This window comes from Hafnia alvei (assembly GCF_034424155.1).
Classification (GTDB): Bacteria; Pseudomonadota; Gammaproteobacteria; order Enterobacterales; family Enterobacteriaceae; genus Hafnia; species Hafnia alvei.
Genome location: NZ_CP139992.1, coordinates 1,275,426 through 1,295,913 on the forward strand (window position 1 = coordinate 1,275,426; position 20,488 = coordinate 1,295,913).

Annotated in this window: 21 protein-coding genes; 4 read left to right on the forward strand and 17 right to left on the reverse strand. The window is 50.7% G+C overall.

Annotated elements, in window-relative coordinates:
* Positions 1–2: 2 nt before the first annotated feature.
* A complete protein-coding gene (rhaT, locus tag U0008_RS05940) occupies positions 3–1,037 on the reverse strand; it encodes an L-rhamnose/proton symporter RhaT (protein ID WP_043491796.1) in 1,035 nt (344 codons plus the stop codon).
* Positions 1,038–1,542: 505 nt separating this feature from the next.
* On the opposite strand from rhaT, the gene U0008_RS05945 reads away from it, so the two are divergent.
* Positions 1,543–1,866 (forward strand): hypothetical protein, encoded by a 324-nt coding sequence (locus U0008_RS05945; RefSeq protein WP_025800639.1) that lies wholly within the window; start codon positions 1,543–1,545, stop codon positions 1,864–1,866.
* A gap of 56 nt (positions 1,867–1,922) precedes the next feature.
* Here the strand turns inward: U0008_RS05945 and U0008_RS05950 are convergent, their stop codons facing one another.
* On the reverse strand, positions 1,923–2,345 hold the full coding sequence (locus U0008_RS05950) for a rhodanese-like domain-containing protein (protein WP_043491798.1): 423 nt from the start codon (positions 2,343–2,345) through the stop codon (positions 1,923–1,925).
* A gap of 109 nt (positions 2,346–2,454) precedes the next feature.
* On the opposite strand from U0008_RS05950, the gene ftrA reads away from it, so the two are divergent.
* Both ftrA and tatE read left to right on the forward strand, forming a co-directional pair.
* Entirely contained in the window at positions 2,455–3,432 is a 978-nt protein-coding gene (gene ftrA, locus U0008_RS05955; protein WP_043491800.1) for a transcriptional regulator FtrA, read from the forward strand.
* Positions 3,433–3,549: 117 nt separating this feature from the next.
* The gene (tatE, locus tag U0008_RS05960) at positions 3,550–3,747 is read left to right on the forward strand and encodes a twin-arginine translocase subunit TatE (RefSeq protein ID WP_025800642.1); all 198 of its coding nucleotides are present in this window, start codon (positions 3,550–3,552) and stop codon (positions 3,745–3,747) included.
* 181 nt (positions 3,748–3,928) lie between these two features.
* Here the strand turns inward: tatE and lipA are convergent, their stop codons facing one another.
* From lipA to leuS, 13 genes are all read right to left on the reverse strand, one after another.
* Entirely contained in the window at positions 3,929–4,894 is a 966-nt protein-coding gene (gene lipA / locus U0008_RS05965) for a lipoyl synthase (protein ID WP_025800643.1), read from the reverse strand.
* Positions 4,887–5,558 carry a lipoyl(octanoyl) transferase LipB gene (gene lipB, locus U0008_RS05970; protein ID WP_040045661.1) on the reverse strand — a complete coding sequence of 224 codons (672 nt, stop codon included), beginning with the start codon at positions 5,556–5,558 and terminating at the stop codon, positions 4,887–4,889. The genes lipA and lipB overlap by 8 nt, the downstream gene beginning before the upstream one ends.
* A 153-nt stretch (positions 5,559–5,711) precedes the next feature.
* Positions 5,712–5,975, reverse strand: coding sequence for a DUF493 family protein YbeD (ybeD, locus tag U0008_RS05975; RefSeq protein ID WP_025800645.1), 264 nt, complete (start codon positions 5,973–5,975; stop codon positions 5,712–5,714).
* A gap of 109 nt (positions 5,976–6,084) precedes the next feature.
* Complete coding sequence (dacA, locus tag U0008_RS05980; RefSeq protein WP_025800646.1) at positions 6,085–7,296, reverse strand: D-alanyl-D-alanine carboxypeptidase DacA; 1,212 nt, start codon at positions 7,294–7,296, stop codon at positions 6,085–6,087.
* Between the two features lie 162 nt (positions 7,297–7,458).
* A complete protein-coding gene (gene rlpA / locus U0008_RS05985; RefSeq protein ID WP_043491803.1) occupies positions 7,459–8,565 on the reverse strand; it encodes an endolytic peptidoglycan transglycosylase RlpA in 1,107 nt (368 codons plus the stop codon).
* Between the two features lie 8 nt (positions 8,566–8,573).
* Positions 8,574–9,686: a peptidoglycan glycosyltransferase MrdB gene (gene mrdB, locus U0008_RS05990; protein ID WP_025800648.1), complete on the reverse strand. Its 1,113-nt coding sequence runs from the start codon at positions 9,684–9,686 to the stop codon at positions 8,574–8,576.
* 19 nt (positions 9,687–9,705) lie between these two features.
* Complete coding sequence (mrdA, locus tag U0008_RS05995) at positions 9,706–11,601, reverse strand: peptidoglycan DD-transpeptidase MrdA (protein WP_040045664.1); 1,896 nt, start codon at positions 11,599–11,601, stop codon at positions 9,706–9,708.
* An 84-nt stretch (positions 11,602–11,685) separates the two neighbouring features.
* Positions 11,686–12,156 (reverse strand): 23S rRNA (pseudouridine(1915)-N(3))-methyltransferase RlmH, encoded by a 471-nt coding sequence (gene rlmH, locus U0008_RS06000; RefSeq protein WP_004096425.1) that lies wholly within the window; start codon positions 12,154–12,156, stop codon positions 11,686–11,688.
* 3 nt (positions 12,157–12,159) lie between these two features.
* Complete coding sequence (gene rsfS / locus U0008_RS06005; protein WP_025800650.1) at positions 12,160–12,477, reverse strand: ribosome silencing factor; 318 nt, start codon at positions 12,475–12,477, stop codon at positions 12,160–12,162.
* A 176-nt stretch (positions 12,478–12,653) separates the two neighbouring features.
* Positions 12,654–13,325: a nicotinate-nucleotide adenylyltransferase gene (gene nadD / locus U0008_RS06010; RefSeq protein ID WP_043491806.1), complete on the reverse strand. Its 672-nt coding sequence runs from the start codon at positions 13,323–13,325 to the stop codon at positions 12,654–12,656.
* A complete protein-coding gene (gene holA / locus U0008_RS06015; protein WP_043491808.1) occupies positions 13,315–14,349 on the reverse strand; it encodes a DNA polymerase III subunit delta in 1,035 nt (344 codons plus the stop codon). Before holA ends, nadD begins: the two co-directional genes overlap by 11 nt.
* Complete coding sequence (lptE, locus tag U0008_RS06020; RefSeq protein ID WP_025800653.1) at positions 14,346–15,083, reverse strand: LPS assembly lipoprotein LptE; 738 nt, start codon at positions 15,081–15,083, stop codon at positions 14,346–14,348. The genes holA and lptE overlap by 4 nt, the downstream gene beginning before the upstream one ends.
* A gap of 14 nt (positions 15,084–15,097) precedes the next feature.
* Positions 15,098–17,680 carry a leucine--tRNA ligase gene (gene leuS, locus U0008_RS06025; RefSeq protein WP_043491810.1) on the reverse strand — a complete coding sequence of 861 codons (2,583 nt, stop codon included), beginning with the start codon at positions 17,678–17,680 and terminating at the stop codon, positions 15,098–15,100.
* Positions 17,681–18,034: 354 nt separating this feature from the next.
* Here leuS and U0008_RS06030 point away from each other — a divergent pair, with 354 nt between their 5' ends.
* A complete protein-coding gene (locus U0008_RS06030; RefSeq protein ID WP_043491812.1) occupies positions 18,035–18,517 on the forward strand; it encodes a zinc ribbon-containing protein in 483 nt (160 codons plus the stop codon).
* A 51-nt stretch (positions 18,518–18,568) separates the two neighbouring features.
* On the opposite strand, the gene rihA (U0008_RS06035) is transcribed toward U0008_RS06030, so the two are convergent.
* Together rihA (U0008_RS06035) and rihA (U0008_RS06040) are read right to left on the reverse strand one after the other, a co-directional pair.
* Positions 18,569–19,501, reverse strand: a complete 933-nt coding sequence (gene rihA / locus U0008_RS06035; RefSeq protein ID WP_043491816.1) for a pyrimidine-specific ribonucleoside hydrolase RihA — start codon at positions 19,499–19,501, stop codon at positions 18,569–18,571.
* 13 nt (positions 19,502–19,514) lie between these two features.
* The gene (rihA, locus tag U0008_RS06040; protein WP_043491818.1) at positions 19,515–20,462 is read right to left on the reverse strand and encodes a pyrimidine-specific ribonucleoside hydrolase RihA; all 948 of its coding nucleotides are present in this window, start codon (positions 20,460–20,462) and stop codon (positions 19,515–19,517) included.
* Positions 20,463–20,488 lie beyond the last annotated feature (26 nt).

The following is a 20,488-nucleotide window of genomic DNA, read 5'->3' on the forward strand; positions in this document are numbered from 1 at the left end:
TTCTAAGCCGCCATGCCAAGGCCGACAATATTGGCTGCTAATATGATGATTAGGCAGCCAATACACAGCACGCTGACTGGCTTTTTGCTCTGGCACTTCCACTCTTTTAGCAATAATCCTACAATGCCGCCGCACAATACGTAGAAGCTCATGTGCAGCATCCAGCTCATATAGTCGTATTGGGCCGGAATTTTGGCGTGTCCCCACGCATAGAAGAAGAATTGCAGATACCACATGGTACCGCCCAGCATGGAAAACAACACGTTAACCACGATAAGCCTTTTCGCCAAAGAGAAGTCTGCTTTAATTGAGATGTTTTTCATGGTGGCTAAACGAATAAAGCAGTAACCGAGGTTGATGACGGCCCCGCCCCCCATAATGATCACATAGCTCGGCAATGCGACATAAAGAGAATCGATGCCTAATGCAGCTGCGGCTTCATGCATTGGCTTCGCGGCATCCATGGCAAACGACATTCCCGCAGAAAAAATCCCGCACAGGACGGCGAGAATCAGGCCCTTTTTCAGGTTGAACTCTTCGGCACGGATCCCTAGGGCGCGTTCCTTGAGTAAGCCAGCATAGCTGACCGTTGCCACCCCAATCAGCGCGACTAACACACCCAGCAACGTCATTCGTCCGCCGGGCGTTCCGAATAGCACGTCGACACGGCCTTGAATAATCGGGGTCATCAAGGTGCCAATGATGAGCGTAATACCGATGGCAATGCCGATCCCCATCGACATGCCGAGGTAGCGCATCGTTAGGCCGTAGTTGATGTTGCCGATGCCCCACATGGCGCCAAATAAAAAGACGGGAAGCAGCACCGAGAAACTAAATGAGCCGTAATAAGCCCAAAAGTTAGGCAGCAGGATGTAGCTCACTAACCAAGGCAAGACCAGCCACGAGACAAATCCGCCGATAGACCACATGGTTTCCCATGACCAATGTTTTACCTGTTTAAATGGCGCATAAAAGCATGCAGCACTGGCCGCGCCAACCAGATGCCAGATGATTCCCAAAACAATAGAGTCGTTCATTCGTCCTATCCTTTTTGTTATAGGTGAGAAGCGGCAATGGAATGCATCAATGTGTTGGGCGCCACTTCTCTGACGATAGGAGTCTAAATAGTGTGCAGATTTCACACCTTCGGATAGCTGCCGCGCAAGGCTTAGGGATGGCAGAATTTAGCAGGTTGGACCGATGGCGATCACAAAAGCATTTAAAAGCAGAGGGTTATTACGGTGCGCGTGGCAGCCAATGGGAATCGATGCATATTGAAGGAATGCTATGAAATATAAGAACTTTCTTATGAATATAAATTTCTTTAACCAAAATTAGCTTTTAAGGAATAAGCTATTTATGATTGCCAACGTATACCTGCCGTACTTCAAACTGCATTTTTGTTGGCTGTGTTCACACTCTCGAACCGCTGATGTGCCGCTTCAATGCAATTCGAATTATGTTGGGTACAATCTATTTTTTGGTGCGTCGGAGGCCATTAGGTATACTCTATGGCTAACCTGTCGAGGGATGAGAAACGCGATGTCTGATTTGGAAGTGCAACTGCGTAATTCGCTAGCGGCTTTAGATGATCTTAAAGAAAGCTTTGAGCAACAGCGTCTCGTATGGCAACAAGAATGCGAAGGAATACGCATGCAGCTCGAACAGGCGCGTCAGCGCGAAGCTGCTCTCCTGCTTAAGAATGAACAGCTGACACGCAAGCTGGTTGAAATGGGCTCTTTGCCAGAAAATAATCCGTTGTTAAAGCAGTTCAAGATGGTTGGAGCGCATATTGAGGCTTTAGCTCAGGAGGCGACTGCATTTAATAATTATATTTCTTCGGTGTCGGCGCCAGAAACCCACTAAGGGAAATCTTGACTGACGTGATACCCAAGCCGCTCATTATGAGCGGCTTTTTAGTATTAGCAGCCGCACTGTGCGGTTTTTGACTTTTGTCCGGCAAACGAGAAGCCTTCATCCTGCCATCCCATTACTCCTCCGATCATCTCCTTCACGGGATAACCTAATTGGCTGAGTTTTAATGCGGCCTTTTGTGCACCGTTACAGTGTGGCCCCGCGCAATACACCACAAATAGAGTCTCGCGAGCGAAGCGCTGATATAGGCGCTGATCCATCTCTTTATGAGGAATATTGATGGCTTGCGGAAGGTGGGATTGCTGGTACAACGCTGGCGAGCGCACGTCGAGTAATACAAAATCCACCTGTGGCTGCTGTAAACACGCATGAACATCAGAACAGTCGGTCTCAAACTGAAAGCGGCGCGCAAAATAGTGTTCGGCTTCAATAGAATCTGCGGCCGGAATACGGCTAACTAAGCTGGTCATCGTTGAAACTCCCTCATTTGAATGAATTTCTACTGTATTGTGCATCTCATCTTGCCTACAGTGGCAGATGTGCCATCTTTCCTAGTAAATCTGCCAATGAATGCATTGTATGAATGAATATCCCGGACTAGTGGCAACGTTAGCCTACGATGGTCTATGTAGCTTTGAGTTTGGTATTGCGCTTGAAGTTTTTGCCTTGCCCCGCTCAGAATTCGACTTCCCGTGGTATCGACACGTCGTAGTGGGCGTTGATCAGGGCCCGATGCGTGCGGCCAACGGCGTTACCCTACTGGCCGAATATGGTCTAGAGCAGTTGGCGCAGGCCGATACGATTATTATCCCCGGCTGGCGTGGCAATGATGTCATGCCGCCACAGCCGCTTATCGATGCATTGCGTAGCGCTTATGCCAGAGGCGCACGATTTATTACCATTTGCTCAGGGGTTTTCGTTTTGGCTGCTGCGGGAATCCTCGCGGGAACGCGTGTCACAACCCACTGGCGTTACTGTGAACAACTCGCCAAGCGCTATCCTGATATTCAGGTGGATGCCGATGTGTTGTATGTCGACAGTGGACAGGTGATCACCTCAGCGGGCAGCGCAGCAGGTATTGATGCCTGTTTACATTTAGTTAGCCGTGATTATGGTGTGCAGGTGGCGAATCGTGTGGCGCGGCGTTTGGTGATGGCTCCACAGCGTAGTGGGGGGCAAAAGCAGTTTATTCCGCAAACACCGGTGAAAAAGACAACCGATGCTCTTCAGCGTTTGATGACGCAGATACTGACCAATCTGCATTTAACCTGGAGTGTGCGCATTATGGCTCAAGAAGTGAATATGAGTGAGCGTACTTTGGTTAGGCGCTTTGTGGCGGTTCTCGGTGTACCGCCAGCGACTTGGCTGCAGCAGGCAAGAATGTCCTTAGCCTGTGAGCTATTAGAGCTGGGGGAGATTCAGATTGAGCGCGTAGCTGAGCGCTGTGGTTTTAATACCAGTGAAGGTTTTCGTCAGGCATTTCGTCAACAGTTTGGCGTAACGCCGTCGATCTATCGCCGCCGTTTTTCAGAGTCAAATCCACAAAGAAGCGTCTAACTCTGTTACATATTCACATTGCTAATAGGGGCAAATTGGATATTAATAGACACATTATTACGAACGTTTTTTAGTCAGTCGGTCCTGCCGTCTGATGTATTCATTAAGAAGGTGTTTATGGAAGGTATCAGTATTACCAAATTGTTGGTGATTGCGGTTCTGGTTATTCTGCTGTTCGGTACAAACAAACTGCGCACTCTGGGCGGTGACCTCGGTGCTGCCCTGAAAGGCTTTAAGAAAGCCATGAATGACGACACAGCTAAACCAAGTGCGGATGCCGATAGCGCCGCACCTCGCGTTGACCATAAAGACTAATTCGGTTTTTCAGCCCTCGCTGAGTGACCAATAAAAAAACCGTAGAGAGTGAGCCCTCTACGGTTTTTTCTGTTCTGTTTGCCAAGTATTGAGGTTGCAGTGAGTTTCACCGAGACCTCATGATTTTGGCTGTCAGTCTGTTCTCTTGTAAAAAAATATTTCTACGGAAACAGACTTATCTTTACTTAACTTCCACGCCCTTGGCCTGTAAATCAGCATGGTAAGAAGAGCGCACGAACGGACCACAGGCGGCATGGGTAAAGCCCATCGCCATCGCTTCAGCTTTCATCTCTTCAAATTCGTCAGGGCTGACATAACGCTGTACCGGAAGATGATGGCGGCTAGGCTGTAAATACTGTCCCAGCGTTAACATCGTTACGCCGTGCGCACGCAGGTCGCGCATCACTTCAATGATTTCGGCATTGGTTTCACCTAAACCAACCATTAGACCCGATTTGGTTGGGATCTCTGGGTGCGCAGCCTTAAAGTTTTCCAGCAGTTTCAGCGACCAGTTATAGTCGGCACCCGGACGTACTTGGCGATAGATACGCGGTACGTTTTCAAGGTTATGGTTGAATACGTCCGGCGGTGTTTCCGTCAGAATATCTAATGCGCGTTCCATACGACCACGGAAATCAGGCACCAGCGTTTCAATGCGGATGGTTGGGTTTTTGGCGCGAATGGCACGAATACAATCGGCAAAATGCTGCGCACCGCCGTCGCGCAGATCGTCGCGGTCAACGGAGGTAATCACCACGTAACGCAGGCCCATATCGGCGATGGTTTGTGCCAGCTTTTCGGGCTCGTTGGCGTCTGGCGCTACTGGGCGTCCATGTGCCACGTCGCAGAATGGGCAACGACGGGTACAAATTGCACCGAGGATCATAAAGGTTGCCGTACCGTGGTTAAAACATTCCGCCAAGTTAGGACAGGAGGCTTCTTCACAGACCGAGTGCAGGCCATTTTTACGCATGGCCGCTTTAATGCCTTGAATACGACTGGAATCCGCAGGGAGCTTGATTTTCATCCACTCAGGTTTGCGCAGCAGCTGTTCTCTTTCGACGGCCACGGTTTTTACCGGGATCAGGGCCATTTTGTCTGCGTCACGGTATTTGACGCCGCGTTCCATCAGAATTGGTTTACTCATAATCTTGCGGGTTCCAGTTGCTTGACTCGACTGATTGATAGCCAAGTATTTGAATAAATTGCTCGACCAGTACCGGCTGTACATCTTCAAGCGTAACGCCGGGGTTGAGTGCGCTGATCTGTGTCATTTGCATGCCAGCATAACCACAGGGGTTAATTCGGCTAAACGGGTCGAGATCCATGGTGGTGTTCAGTGCAAGCCCGTGGAACGAACAGCCTTTACGGATGCGTAGTCCCAGCGAGCAAATTTTTTGTTCTCCAACGTAAACGCCGGGGGCGTCAGCTCTGGCATGAGCATCAATATCGAATTTGCCCAAGGTGTTAACCACGGTTTGTTCAATGGCCGTTACCAGTTGGCGTACGCCGAATTTATTACGTTTTAAATCGACAAGGACATACATCACCTGCTGACCGGGGCCGTGATAGGTCACCTGTCCTCCGCGATCGCTTTGGATCACGGGAATATCACCAGCGGCTAATACGTGTTCGGCTTTGCCAGCCTGACCTTGGGTAAACACCGGATGATGCTGAACCAACCAAAGCTCGTCGGGCGTGCTCTCCGTACGCTGGTCGGTGAAGGTGTGCATAGCTTGTGATACGGGAACATAGGGTTGCAACCCCAGTTGACGCAGTATGATCTTGTCTTGTTGCAAACGAGTCATCATCCGGTTACAGAATTGGTAAAGCCATTATACCGAGATGAACCCCCAGCGACCAGTGCTGATCATCCAAAAAAGAGCGGCCCGATAGGGCATTTGTGCCATATCGGGCCGTTTCTCCTTCATACTTGAAAGGAGGTAATCGTTAAAGAACTGTAATTACAATACCATACGGACGATTTCGATTTTGCCCAGTTCTTCGTACAGCGTTTCTACCTGCTCAATATGGGTCGCATTGATGGTGATGGCGACAGAGTGGTAGTTGCCTTTGCTGCTTGGTTTAACCTGCGGCTGATAGTCGCCGGGTGCATGGCGCTGCACCACTTCGACCACCTGATCGACCAGCTCAGGCTGCGCTAAACCCATGACTCTATAGGTAAAAGAGCATGGAAAATCGAGCAGTTCATTCAGTTTAGTTTTCATGTTGCGCTCCAGCGTGTTACTTCAATCTATAAATTATAACTCCCGCCGAAGCGGGAGTTATTGTTATTCATTATATGGGGATGGATTTTCCCCATTTCAAGAGGCCGGATTAGCCGAACCAGCGATGGAACATCAGTTTGATGTGATCGACCATACGGCTGAAGAAACCACCCTCTTGAACTTCATTCAGAACCACTAATGGGCGCTGCTCGATGGTTTTACCATCCAGTTGGAAGTTAATGGTGCCTACTACCTGATTTTTAGCTAAAGGCGCATCAAGTTCGGTTGAGTTCAGCGTGTAGCTGGCTTTTAGATCTTTCATGCGACCACGAGGGATAGTCAGATAAACATCTTTATCAACGCCCAACTGCGCACGATCGGTATCGCCGAACCATACTGGCTCAGAGGCGAATTCGCGACCTGCTTTCAGCGGAGAAACTGTTTCAAAGAAACGGAAGCCCCAAGTCAGCAGTTTTTTGCTTTCGCTTTCACGGCCTTTGCTGGTGTGTCCACCTAATACCGCCGAGATCAGACGCATCTGACCTTCGGTGGCGGAAGCCACTAAGTTAAAGCCCGCAGATTCAGTGTGACCGGTTTTGATGCCGTCAACGTTCATGCTGGTATCCCACAGCAGGCCGTTACGGTTCATCTGGCGAATGTTGTTAAAGGTGAATTCTTTCTCTTTGTAGATAGAGTATTCATTTGGTACATCGCGGATCAGCGCCTGACCAATCAGTGCCATATCGCGCGCGGAGCTGTACTGGCCATCGGCATCCAAACCGTGAACGGTCTGGAAGTGGGTGTTCTGAAGACCTAACGCTTTCACGTAGTTGTTCATCAGGCCCACAAAGGCGTCTTGACTACCGGCAACATAATCGGCCATCGCCACACAGGCGTCGTTACCCGATTGCAGGTTGATACCACGGATCAGCAAGGAAACCGGTACGCGATCGCCGGGTTTCAAGAACATCAGCGATGAACCTTTGAAAACAGGGTTACCGGTTGCCCACGCATCTTGGCCTACGGTTACAACGTCCTGCTCGGTAAATTTACCGGCTTTCATTGCCTGACCGATAACATAGCTGGTCATCATTTTTGTCAGGCTGGCAGGGTTACGGCGTGCATCGGCGTTAGATTCAGCCAGAACTTTGCCTGAGTTGTAGTCAATCAGAATATAGGCTTCCGCATCGATCTGCGGCACGCCTGGGATCATAGTCTTAAGGTTGACGTCATCAGCATGGGCAACATTGATCATACCAATGGCGAGAAGGCTGCTGAGCGCAATGCGTTTCATCGAACGGGAAGTGAGAGTGTATTTCATGATAAGGACTACAACATCCGTGAATTAAGTGAAAAAAACGAGCCACACTATAACAGAAGCCGATTTATGGTTCATGCCTGAACGGGCACCAATCGGGCCTCTTTACATAAGCAATGTGTGACTAATTATTGCATAGCCCGCCGTTTTGGCGGGCATTTGAGCTTACTGCGCGCTAGCAATGAACGACTGTTGCTGTGCTTCGCTGGCTAAACGTTGCTGAAGTGCCGCAGCTTCTTGGCGGCTTGCGAACGGCCCCAATTGCACACGGAACATTGCGCCGTTGGGTGATACTTTACCCGGCACACCAAATTGCTGGCTTAATTTCTGCTGCCATTGCTGGGCGCGAGCACCGTCGCTTACCGCACCGACCTGCACCACAAATTTTCCATTAGCGGATGCCGCAGGCACCGAAGATGCTACCGGCGCAGCAACGGCCGCAGGGGCTGAAACAGGTGCCGGTGCAGCTACGGGTTCGCTACCTTCTAATACGCCGGTACGCAATGGCTGTGGAGCACCAAGGAAGCCGCTGGCGTTGCTGGCTGGCGCAGAAACCGGCATATCACCGTCTGACTCCAGCGCTGCTGGCGTTGGGTTCGCCACAGGACGCACCGCAACCGGTGTATCCGAAGGTGATGGGCTCATCGATACCTGGGTGGTTTCCTGTCCGATAGTTGGACGAGAAGGCAGCGCATAGCTCTGTTTGGCAATCGTGGTACCAATCGTACCCGGGCCAGACATCGTACCGTCTGGCGCAACGTTGATGAAATCGATGCGAACTTTGGTGTTATTTGAGATGTTTAAGCGATCGGCGGCGGCGCGTGAAAGGTCAATCACCTTGCCGGAAGTATAAGGGCCACGGTCGTTCAAACGCACCACGAGGCGACGTCCGTTAGCGAGGTTGGTGACGCGGACATAGCTTGGCAGAGGCAGCGTGGCGTGGGCCGCGGTCATCGCGTTAGGATCAAACTGTTCGCCGATAGCGGTCATATTACCGCCGTTTTCTTCACCGTAGGACGTTGCATAGCCCACCTGTGAAAAGTTTGATGGATCCTGAACCACTTTGTATTTTGTGCCGTTCACGCTGTAATCCTGACTGGTTGCAGGATTAAAGGGTTCATAGCGGGGCTCTGCACCGCTAATTTCTTCTACCGGGCCGTTATACGCAGGCTGCTGAGGAGCCGGGGTCTCGGTGGTTGTGGTGTTGGTACAGCCCGCCAAAAACAGACTGAGTAAACCAGCACTAAGCCATGATTTATGCGCCATTCGCATCGCGACCTCTATAGGTTCTTAGATAACATTTTTCTGTGAGTGTGGATCGACATAACGATACCAAACCCGGCCATGAGAACGATCAGGGCGGAACCGCCATAGCTGACCAGTGGCAAAGGTACGCCAACCACGGGCAAAATTCCACTGACCATACCGATATTCACAAAAACATAAACGAATAAAATCAACATTAAACCGCCAACCATCACGCGGCCAAAGGTGGTCTGCGCTTTGGCTGCAATCATCAGCCCGCGCATGATGGTGAGCAGATACAGCCCCAACAGCACCAACACCCCCACTAAGCCCAGCTCTTCCGCCAGTACGGCAAAGATAAAGTCGGTGTGGCGCTCAGGCAGGAATTCGAGCTGTGACTGGGTGCCGTGCAGCCAGCCTTTACCGCCAAAACCGCCGGAGCCAATCGCAATCTTAGACTGAATAATATGGTATCCCGCACCCAGCGGATCGCTCTCAGGATCCAGCAGCATCATAACGCGAGCCTGCTGATAATCGTGCATCAGGAAGAACCACAGGATAGGGATAAATGCAGCAACCAGCACGACGGCGACCAAAATTAACCGCCAGCTTAGCCCTGCAAGGAACAGAATAAACAGCCCCGAAGCGGCAACCAGAATTGAGGTACCGAGGTCAGGCTGCGCGGCGACCAGCAGCGTTGGCATGAAGATTAAGATTAAGGCGATGCCGGTATTCTTTAGCGACGGTGGACAGACGTCACGGTTGATAAAGCGTGCCACCATCAACGGCACCGCAATTTTGGCAATCTCAGAAGGCTGAAAACGAACAAATCCCAAGTCTAACCAGCGCTGCGCGCCTTTACTGATCTGACCGAAGGCATCAACCAGAATCAGCAAGATGACGCAGAACACGTAAAGGTAGGGCGCCCAGCTTTCATAGACGCGCGGGGGAATCTGGGCCATAACCAGCATGACGCACAGCCCCATGAAGATCTGACCGATTTTACGTTCCATCATGCCAACGTCTTGACCGCTGGCGCTCCACATAACGAAGGCGCTATAGGCTAAGATTGAAAGAATGCAGAGCAAAAAGGGCAGGTCGATATGCATCTTTGCCCAGATAGAACGTTTCTGTTGGTTGTCTGTCATGATTAACCTGTATGCCTCATCAGTCGCCTTCAACGCCCGGAGGCGGTGCGTTTTCACTTGGGAGCGTCGTATTGTTATCGCCTAACATGATGTGGTCGAGGATCTGACGCACGATAGTCCCGACGGCCGGTCCTGCGCCACCATTCTCAAGAATGATGGCAACTGAAACCTGCGGGTTGTCGTACGGCGCAAACGCCGTCATCAGTTTATGGTCGCGCAAGTGCTCGGCTAAGGTGTGGGCGTTATAGGTCTCATATCCAAAGACCTGCGCGGTACCTGATTTAGCGGCTATCTTGTACGGTGCATTGGCGAAATACTTATGTGCCGTTCCGTTGGCGCGATTAGCGACGCCATACATTCCATCTTTGGCTATTTCCCAATAACCGGAATGTATATCGCCAATCTGTACTGCATCCTGCTGCTTGTACGGTACCAACTGTCCGTTGATACGCGTGCTGTTCAGCAGGTGAGGAACTTTCATATTCCCGTCGTTGATCAGCGTGTTTAACGCCTTGGACATTTGGATTGGCGTTGCCGTCCAATAGCCCTGACCGATTCCGACTGGAATGGTATCACCCTGATACCACGGTTTTTTATAACGTTTTTGTTTCCATTCGCGCGTCGGCATCAGGCCGGAACGCTCTTCTGACAGATCGATACCCGTGTATTGTCCGTAGCCGAATTTGCTCAGCCACTCAGACAGACGGTCGATGCCCATATCGTAGGCGACCTGATAGAAGAAGGTATCCGCAGATTCCTCTAGCGCTTTGGTGACATTCAGACGGCCATGGCCCCATTTTTTCCAGTCACGGAAGCGTTTTTCTGAGCCAGGTAACTGCCACCAGCCGGGATCGAACAGGCTGTAGTTTTTGGTAATGACGCCCGCGCTAAGTGCTGAAACGGCGATATACGGCTTAACGGTTGAGGCCGGCGGGTAGAGACCTTGCGTGGCACGGTTTATCAACGGGCGATTCGGGTCATTCAGTAAACGCTGATATTCCTTACTAGAAATACCGTCCACGAACAGGTTTGGGTCATAGCTTGGGTTTGACACCATCGCTAAAATCCCACCGGTACGCGGGTCGCTCACCACCACGGCGGCACGGCTTCCCACGAGGAGCTGCTCAAGATAACGCTGGAGATTCAGATCCAGCGTTAGATAAATATCTTTACCCGCCTGCGGTGGCTGCTCATGCAATTGGCGGATCACGCGCCCACGGTTGTTCACTTCAACTTCTTCATAGCCCGTTTTGCCGTGCAGAACGTCTTCATAATAGCGTTCAATGCCCAGCTTTCCGATATCATGGGTCGCAGCGTAGTTGGCCAGCTTGCCGTCTTTATCTAAGCGGTCAGCGTCTTTTTCATTAATTTTAGAGACATAGCCAATGACGTGGGTAAGTGCTGAACCATAAGGATAGAAGCGGCGTTGGTAGCCTTTAACTTCAAATCCAGGGAAGCGGAATTGGTTGACGGCAAAGCGCGCGACCTGAACTTCGTTGAGCGCAGTTTTCACCGGAATAGAGGTAAATCGACGCGAGCGTTTGCGTTCTTTCTGGAAGTTATCGAGATCTTCGTCGGTGAGATCGACGATAGAACGTAAAGCATCAAGTTCTGCCTTCAAGTCATCGACTTTCTCTGGCATCACTTCAAGCTGATAAATTGTGCGGTTAAACGCAAGAGGAGTGCCGTTTCGGTCATAGATCATGCCGCGGCTAGGTGCAATGGGCACCAGTTTGATACGGTTCTCGTTGGAGCGGGTTTTGTAATCCTCAAAGCGCAGGATCTGAAGATGGTACAGATTAAAGACCAAGACGCCAGACAGAATCAATATGCCGAGAAATGCAACGAGAGCACGGCGTATAAACAGGGCGGACTCTGCTGAATAATCACGAAAAGGGTTACGGTCTATTTTCATTCCATTCCGTCGTGTTCTGGGTGATTGCTTGGATAAATAAGAGAGCTCAACGGCGAAGCTTGTGGCTAGCGCCGTTGATACTGGCTATTCACGATGATACGGATGGTTCGTCGTGATGCTCCATGCGCGATACAGGCTTTCTGCAACCAGAACGCGCACCAGTGGATGCGGCATCGTCAGCGTGGATAGCGACCAGCTTTGCTCGGCGGCAGCCTTACACGCCGGCGCTAATCCCTCAGGACCGCCGATGAGAAGGCTAACATCACGGCCATCTTGCTTCCAGCGTTCTAGCTGCGAAGCAAGCTCTGGCGTATCCCACGGTTTTCCTGGGATATCGAGCGTGACGATACGGTTACCTTTACCCACGGCGGCTAACATCATCTCGCCTTCTTTTTCCAGAATGCGTTTGATATCGGCATTTTTACCGCGTTTCCCTGCCGGAACTTCAATCAGTTCGAACGGCATATCCTTAGGAAACCGTTTGAGGTAATCGGTAAATCCCGTTTGTACCCAGTCTGGCATTTTGGTACCCACGGCGACCAGTTGCAGCTTCACCGATTAACTCCAGAGCTTTTCCAGTTCGTACAGGCGACGACTTTCTTCCTGTAAAACGTGAACAATCACGTCGCCCAGATCGACCACGATCCACTCAGCGCCGTTTTCGCCTTCGATACGCGGAGGCAACAGGCCAGCCATACGTGCTTCTTGTACTACGTGAGTAGCAATAGAGTGAACATGACGGCTAGAGGTACCGGTGCATACGATCATGCAATCGGTGATGCTTGATTTGCCAGCGACATCAATAGCGACGATATCCTGAGCTTTCAAATCATCAATTTTATCAATAATAAATTCTTGGAGCGCTTTACCTTGCAAAGGTTCCCCCTCGGGTTGGAGCTAGTATTGCTCGGAATAACGTTTTCAAATAAAACCGTTTATTCGGGCAATCAAATCTTTAAAGTTAGAACCATGGCATATCACATAACGAAATGGATTCGGCTGCGATATCGGTTCTGCGAAAATAGGCCGCGGAGTATAACACGCGACCAGAGCTAACGGTACAGCCCCTGTAATTCGATATAGCGTTGAACCGCACGTGGGAGTAAATCATCACAGCTGATGCCTTGATGGCGGCGCTGACGAATATCCGTTGCTGAAATAGCAAGTAGAGGCGTATCAGCAAGATAAATACAGCCATGGGGTCGTTGGCTGAGTTGCGCCGCATCGTAAACGCGATGTTGCTCGAGCCAGTTTTGCAGCTCAGGTGTATCCAGACGATCGGAATATCCCGGACGCGCGCATACCAGCAAGTGGCAGTAATGCAGGATTTCTTCCCAGCGATGCCACTTATGCAGGGTCAACAAAGAGTCTTGGCCGATGATAAAGGCTAACGGTGCGGCAGCACCTCGCTCTTGGCGAACTTCAATCAACGTATCAATGGTATAGGAGGGCGTTGTGCGGTGCAGCTCTCGTTCATCAACCGAAAACAGCGGATTGCCGGCGATAGCCAACTCAACCATCGTTAAGCGTTGCTGCGCATTGGCCTCTGGCTGAGGGCGATGCGGAGGAACATGATTGGGCAACAAGGTGACATTTTGCAGGCCAACTTCCTGTGCCATCGCGGTGACCGGCTTAAGGTGCCCATAATGAATGGGATCAAAAGTACCGCCAAAGAGCGCGGTTAAGCGATGTTTAGCGGCAGCCTGCAGATGTTCATTCGGCATTGAGCATACTCTCCGGCAACGATTTTCCGCAAAGTAGCAGCGTTAGCGACTCCAGTTCACTCCATACGGATTGGCCGTAGTCTTGTTTGAGAATGACTTCAATGTGTGACAGCAGTGCGATGGACTGATGAAGCTGCTGAAGACTAAGAAGTTGTAACGCCTGAGTCATCGCCGGCCTACGATTCTGCCAAACCTTGTGCTGATCAAACAGATTGCGCAGTGGTGTATGGCTCATCTGGCTTTTTAGCGTCATCAACAACAAAACTTCCCGTTGCACGGTACGCAGTAAGATCACGGGCTCCATGTCTTCTTGGCGTAGCTGCTGCAAAATATGCCATGCACGTTTGCTTTTACCGGCAAGAATAGCGTCCACCCAGTGGAACGGCGAAAAATGAGCCGCATCACTAACGGCTTCTTCAACGCGAGGCAGCGTTAATTTTCCGTCTGGATAGAGCAATGAAAGACGCTCTAAAGCCTGAGATAGCGCTAATAAATTGCCCTCATAGCAGTAGCAAATGAGCTGGTTGGCTGCTTCGTCTAACTGCAAATTCATCTGTTTGGCGCGGGTGGCAACCCAACGTGGGAGCTGTGCTTGCTCTGGCGTTTGGCAACTGATCATAACCGCATTTTGGCTAAGCGTTTTAAACCATCCGGCATTTTCTTGTGCTTTGGTTGGCTTATTACCACGGATAATCAGTAATAGATCGGGGTGCAGCAAGGTAGACAGCTTGGTCAGCTGTTCGCCGATTGCGGCATTAGCGCCGTTTTCTGGCAACGTCAGAGAGATAATTTGGCGGCTGGCAAACAGGCTCATCGCCTGAGAAAGGCTAAAGATGCTTTCCCAATCGGTATGAGCATCAAGCGCAAAGGTGAAATATTCAGTAAAGCCATGCTCTTGCGCCTGTTGGCGGATAAGATCAAGGTTTTCCTGTAAGAGCAACGGCTCGTTGCCCATAACTAAATAACAAGCGCGCAGCCCCTCACGGAGCTGCGCGGCAAGTTGCTCAGGATAAACGCGAGTCATTGTGCGCTAATACTGCCTGTAGATTTAATCGCGGTGGTTGGCACAGTGGCACCGGTGTTGACTGAGTTAAAGTCATTGGCGCTTTGCACTTTTGGCGCAGCCACTTCTGCATTCATGCGGTTGTCGTTGTTTTGCAACTCAGCAGCATGAACAGAGAGTAGTTTACGAACCAGTTGTTGTGCCGCCTGATCGCGCATCTCCTGACGGATCATCTCCTGCTCGGCATCTTTCGCCAGCGCAGTTAATGGGTTGTCGAAGAACGAGCGATAAACGCGCACGGTCAATGGATAGAGATCGTGTCCACGCACTAATACCTGCGCATTCACATTTAACACCATTTGGTATTCAGCCGTTTTACCATCTTTGAAGATCGACACGGTTTCTTTGGATTCGCTGCTGCCAACAATACGCAGTGATGGCAGTTTATCTGAACCATCAGCCGGTTTTGCTGCTGTCGCAGAGTTATCCACGATGCTAGCGCTGCTGGTTGTGGTCGCGTCCGTCGTTTTCGAGTCGTCAACTTTAGGATCGACGATAGTAATACCGCTTAGGCGCAGCTGTTCACGAATAGAACGTGACAGTGGGCCATACGGGTCGCTCGTGTCAAACGTGATTTTCTGGAATTCGGTTGGCACCGACGTGTTACCACGCAGATGGAAACCACAACCGGCGGTAAGTACCGCCAGCCCCAGAACAGCAACTTTTAACAACGACGTCATAGTACGATGTCGCACAATTCCTCCTCGGCTCAACCTACAACTAGGTTCAGCAGTTTACCCGGAACGTAAATCACTTTACGAATGGTCACGCCGTCGAGATATTTAGCGACCTGAGCTTCTTGACCTGCAAGTTCGCGAACCTGCTGTTCAGTGGCATCAGCCGCAACGGTTACCTTGCCACGGACTTTACCATTAACCTGAACCACGATCAGCTTAGAATCTTCTATCATCGCTTTTTCGTCGGCTTGTGGCCATGGAGCAACGTCGATATCGCCTTCGCCGCCCAACGCTGTCCACATTTCGAAGCTAGCGTGCGGGGTGAACGGATACAGCATACGAACCACGGCCAGCAGAGCTTCCTGCATCAGCGCACGGTCTTGTTCGCTCTCTTGTGGAGCACGAGCCAGCTTGTTCATCAGTTCCATAATCGCCGCGATAGCGGTGTTAAAGGTCTGACGACGGCCAATATCATCGCTGACTTTAGCAATAGTTTTATGCAGATCGCGACGCAGCGCTTTCTGATCTTCGTTCAGGTTTGCAGCGTTCAGCTCTGCGCATGCGCCTTTCTGTGAATGTTCGTAAACCAGTTTCCAAACGCGTTTCAGGAAGCGGTTAGCACCCTCAACGCCTGATTCCTGCCATTCCAGCGTCATTTCAGCCGGAGAAGCAAACATCATAAACAGACGAACGGTATCTGCGCCGTAACGCTCAACCATGACCTGAGGGTCGATGCCGTTGTTTTTAGACTTGGACATCTTGCTCATGCCAGCATAAATAACTTCGCGGCCTTCGTTATCAACGGCTTTGGTGATGCGACCTTTTTCATCGCGCTCAACGGTAACGTCAACAGGAGAAACCCAGTTACGCTCGCCGTTTACGCCGGTGTAATAGAAGGCATCAGCCAGAACCATACCCTGACACAGCAGACGTTTGGCGGGCTCATCAGAGTTGACCAAACCAGCATCGCGCATCAGTTTATGGAAGAAGCGGAAGTACATCAGATGCATGATGGCATGTTCGATACCACCAACATACTGATCAACCGGCAGCCAGTAGTTAGCGGCTTCTGGATTCAGCATGCCTTCATTGTACTGAGGGCAGGTGTAGCGTGCGTAATACCATGAAGATTCCATGAAGGTATCAAAGGTATCCGTTTCGCGCAGCGCTGGCTGGCCGTTAACGGTGGTTTTTGCCCAGTTTGGATCGGCTTTGATTGGGCTTGTGATCCCATCCATCACCACATCTTCAGGCAGAATAACCGGCAGTTGATCTTCTGGCGTTGGAATGACGCTGCCGTCTTCCAGAGTGACCATTGGGATTGGCGCACCCCAGTAACGCTGACGAGAAACACCCCAGTCGCGCAGACGATAGTTCACTTTACGCTCACCAACGCCTTTCTCTACCAGCTTGTCTGCGATGGCGTTAAAGCCAGCTTCATGGCTCAAACCGTCAAATTCACCGGAATTGAACAGCGCGCCTTTATCGGTCATGGCTTCTGCATGAACGTCAGGCTCGCTACCGTCCAGATTCAGGATCACAGGTTTAATCTGCAAACCGTATTTGGTGGCGAACTCCCAGTCACGCTGATCGTGAGCAGGAACGGCCATCACGGCGCCGGTGCCGTATTCCATCAGAACGAAGTTTGCTACCCAAACTGGCAGTTTTTCGCCCGTCAGTGGGTGGATCGCAAACAGGCCGGTGGCCATGCCTTTTTTCTCCATGGTTGCCATTTCTGCTTCGGCAACTTTGGTATTGCGGCATTCGTCGATGAATTGAACCAGTTCAGGATTGTTAGCAGCGCCAAGCTGAGCCAGAGGATGGCCCGCCGCGACGGCAACGTAAGTTGCGCCCATGAAGGTATCTGGACGCGTAGTATAAACGGTCACTTTCTCATCGCTTTCTGCGACGTCGAAAGTAATTTCGACGCCTTCAGAACGGCCGATCCAGTTACGCTGCATGGTTTTGACCTGTTCAGGCCAGTTTTCCAGCGTATCAAGATCGTTTAGCAGTTGGTCTGCATAAGCGGTGATTTTAATGAACCACTGAGGGATCTCTTTACGCTCGACTTTGGTATCGCAACGCCAGCAGCATCCGTCAATAACTTGTTCGTTAGCCAGTACGGTCTGGTCATTCGGGCACCAGTTAACGGCTGAGGTTTTCTTATAAACCATGCCTTTTTCGTACAGCTTAGTGAAGAACCACTGTTCCCAACGATAGTAATCAGGATCGCAGGTCGCGATTTCGCGGCTCCAATCGTAGCCGAAGCCCAGCAGTTTAAGCTGGTTCTTCATGTATTCGATGTTGTCGTAAGTCCACGGAGCAGGTGCTGTTTTATTCTTAACCGCAGCGCCTTCTGCTGGCAGACCGAATGCATCCCAACCGATTGGTTGGAGAACGTTTTTACCCAGCATGCGTTGGTAACGGGAAATCACATCACCGATGGTGTAGTTACGCACGTGACCCATGTGGAGTCGGCCGGATGGATACGGGAGCATAGAGAGGCAGTAATATTTCTCTTTACTTGCATCTTCGGTAACCTGGAAGGTTTTCTTTTCATCCCAATGGCGCTGGACGTGTGATTCTATGTCCTCTGGACGATATTGCTCTTGCATGGCAGCTGGGGGTCCTGTTGGTTAAAAACAGCAATACCTCTTCTCTTTCGGGGTCAGCGATGTTGGCTGTTATCGAAAGACGTTAGGTATACGACTGTGATCTTTTTAAAAAACGTTTTTTTATGAAGTTTGGCTTTAGTACCGATCGCCATAGAATAGCCGATAAGCGCGGCGTGCAACAACCAAGAAGCGTCAACAAGAGGGCAATTCTTTGTGATTAAGGACAAAAGCGTTGCGTTGAGATGCCGATCACAGCCTAAAGATCGTAGAGACTCAGGTATTTACGTCTAAAATGATTGTAGGTTAGGTTAAGGGTACGAATCAGATTACATTCACGTCACGCGGAGGTTTGGTATGAACAAGGTTGCTCAGTATTACCGTCAATGGGTCGCGGCATTAACCGAACGATTGAAAAACGGCGAGCGTGACATTGATGCGCTGATTGGGAGCGCGGAAAAGCACTTAAACAAAGCGGAAGATCTCACGCATGATGAAGTTGAGCAGATTAAACTCGCCGTGCGGCGCGATCTGGAAGAGTTCGCCCGTAGCTACGAAGAAAGCAAAGACGAGCTGACCGATAGCGTATTTATGCGCGTCATCAAAGAGAGTTTATGGCAGGAACTCGCCGATATTACCGATAAAACTCAGCTCGAATGGCGTGAAGTCTTCAAAGACGTCAGCCATCATGGCGTTTATCACAGCGGGGAAGTGGTTGGGCTTGGGCATCTTGTATGCGAAAAATGCCACTACACGCTTGATTTCTATACCCCTGAAGTTTTGCCGCTGTGCCCAAAATGCGGCCATGACCAGTTCCACCGTAAGCCGTTCCAGCCTTAGGTTTTGGGAAACGTCATCCCCATTTTTCAGGGGATGACGAATAGTCAAACATCAATACAGCGAAACCCGCTCCATCAAGAGTTTCACAAACCCTTCTCGATCGACGTTGAGCAATACTTCGGTATTTGGCGCATTTCCTGTGAGGTTATAGACGTCCGCCACAGTCATGCCCGTGGTGTATTTCCCCTGTGTTTCTACGCCAACCCAGTAGTGTGCCGAGGTAAATAATTCAGGTTTAAGCAACCATGCCACGACGCAGGGATCGTGCATCGCTGCGCCCGGTAGTTTACGCGGCCCGCTAAGATAGAGCGGCAGATAGAAATCAAGCATTTCGGCTACGGCCTTCGCTACTGGATTATTTATAGCGCGAATTTGTTCGACTTCATCTGCCATCACCAAGGCTTGATGGGTCATATTTAGTCCAGCCATCACTAATGGCACGCCCGATTGCATCACAATTTCAGCGGCTTCGGGGTCAACAATGATATTGAATTCTGCTGCCGGCGTGGCGTTACCGCCGTCGATGCCGCCGCCCATGAAGACGATGCGTGAAATCTTGGTTTTCAGCTCTGAGTATTGTGATAGCAATAGCGCGGCGTTGGTCATTGGCCCTGTTACGACTAGCGTTATCGGCGTATCTGATTCGCGAAGAATTTTTGCCATCAGTTCAACGGCATTGAGCGGATGAGGCTGAATGGTGGCGGCTGGCAGCTTGGTGGTTCCCATTCCGGTTTCGCCATGCACGTGGTCAGCAATCATTAATTTGCGCATTAGCGGTTGGTGCGCTCCGCCTGCAACAGGAATATCGGTACGCTGCATGAGCGTGAGTAACCCTAGCGCGTTGTGCAGCGTTTTCTCTGGGGTCTGGTTGCCCGCTGAGGTGGTGACGGCCTTGATATCCAACTCAGGGGAATGTAAGGCCATCGCCAGTGCAATTGCATCGTCAAGGCCCGGATCGCAGTCAAAAATGATAGGGGTTGGCATCGGTTTTCCTCCGTTAGCGCAGATTGGCGTAGGCGGTGCCGACGCGTTCAACCAGTAAATCGACGAATGCCTGACGATCGATATCCATCATTACGGTGGTATTTGGAGCGTTGTTGGTCAGACTGTAGTAATCCACCACGGTCATTCCTTGTGTGTATTTACCTTGTGTTTCAACACCGACCCAGCGTTCAACGCAGGTAAACATTGATGGCTTAATCAGCCATGCGATGGTGCAAGGATCGTGTAGCGGAGCGCCTTGGAATCCCCATTTTTCCTGTTTGTGATATTCCATGAAGAAATCCAGCAGGTCAGCGACCACCGCGGCGACGGGATTATCCAACTGACGGAAACGTTCAATATCTTCACTCATGATTTGGGCCCGATGGGTGACATCAAGTCCGGCCATAACTATCGGTAGCCCTGATTGGAATACGATTTCGGCCGCTTCAGGATCGACATAAATATTAAACTCGGCGGCAGGTGTCCAGTTGCCGAGCCCAGCGGCACCGCCCATGATCACGATGCGCGCAATTTTAGGCTTTAATTCGGCATGTGAGGTGAGGAGTAATGCAATATTAGTGAGTGGCCCGGTCGCAACAATCGTCATCGGCTCCTTGCTTTCACGCAGGGTTTTGGCGATAAGCTCAACGGCATTGCATTGTTGTGGTGCGAAGTTGGGTTCTGGAAGCTCTGGGCCATCTAAACCGCTTTCGCCATGCACGTTGTCGGCGATAATTAGCTCGCGCATCAGAGGTTTCACTGCGCCGCCAGCCACTGGAATATCGTTTCTTTGCAGCAGGGTTAAAATGCGCAGAGCATTGCGCAGAGTTTTCTCTGGCGTTTGGTTGCCCGCGGAGGTGGTAACGGCTTTGAGGTCGAGCTCTGGTGAGGCAAGGGCAAGGATGAGCGCAATAGCGTCATCGTGGCCAGGATCGCAATCAAGGATAATAGGTAAAGACATTCGAGAAGACTCCTGTCATTAGCGGG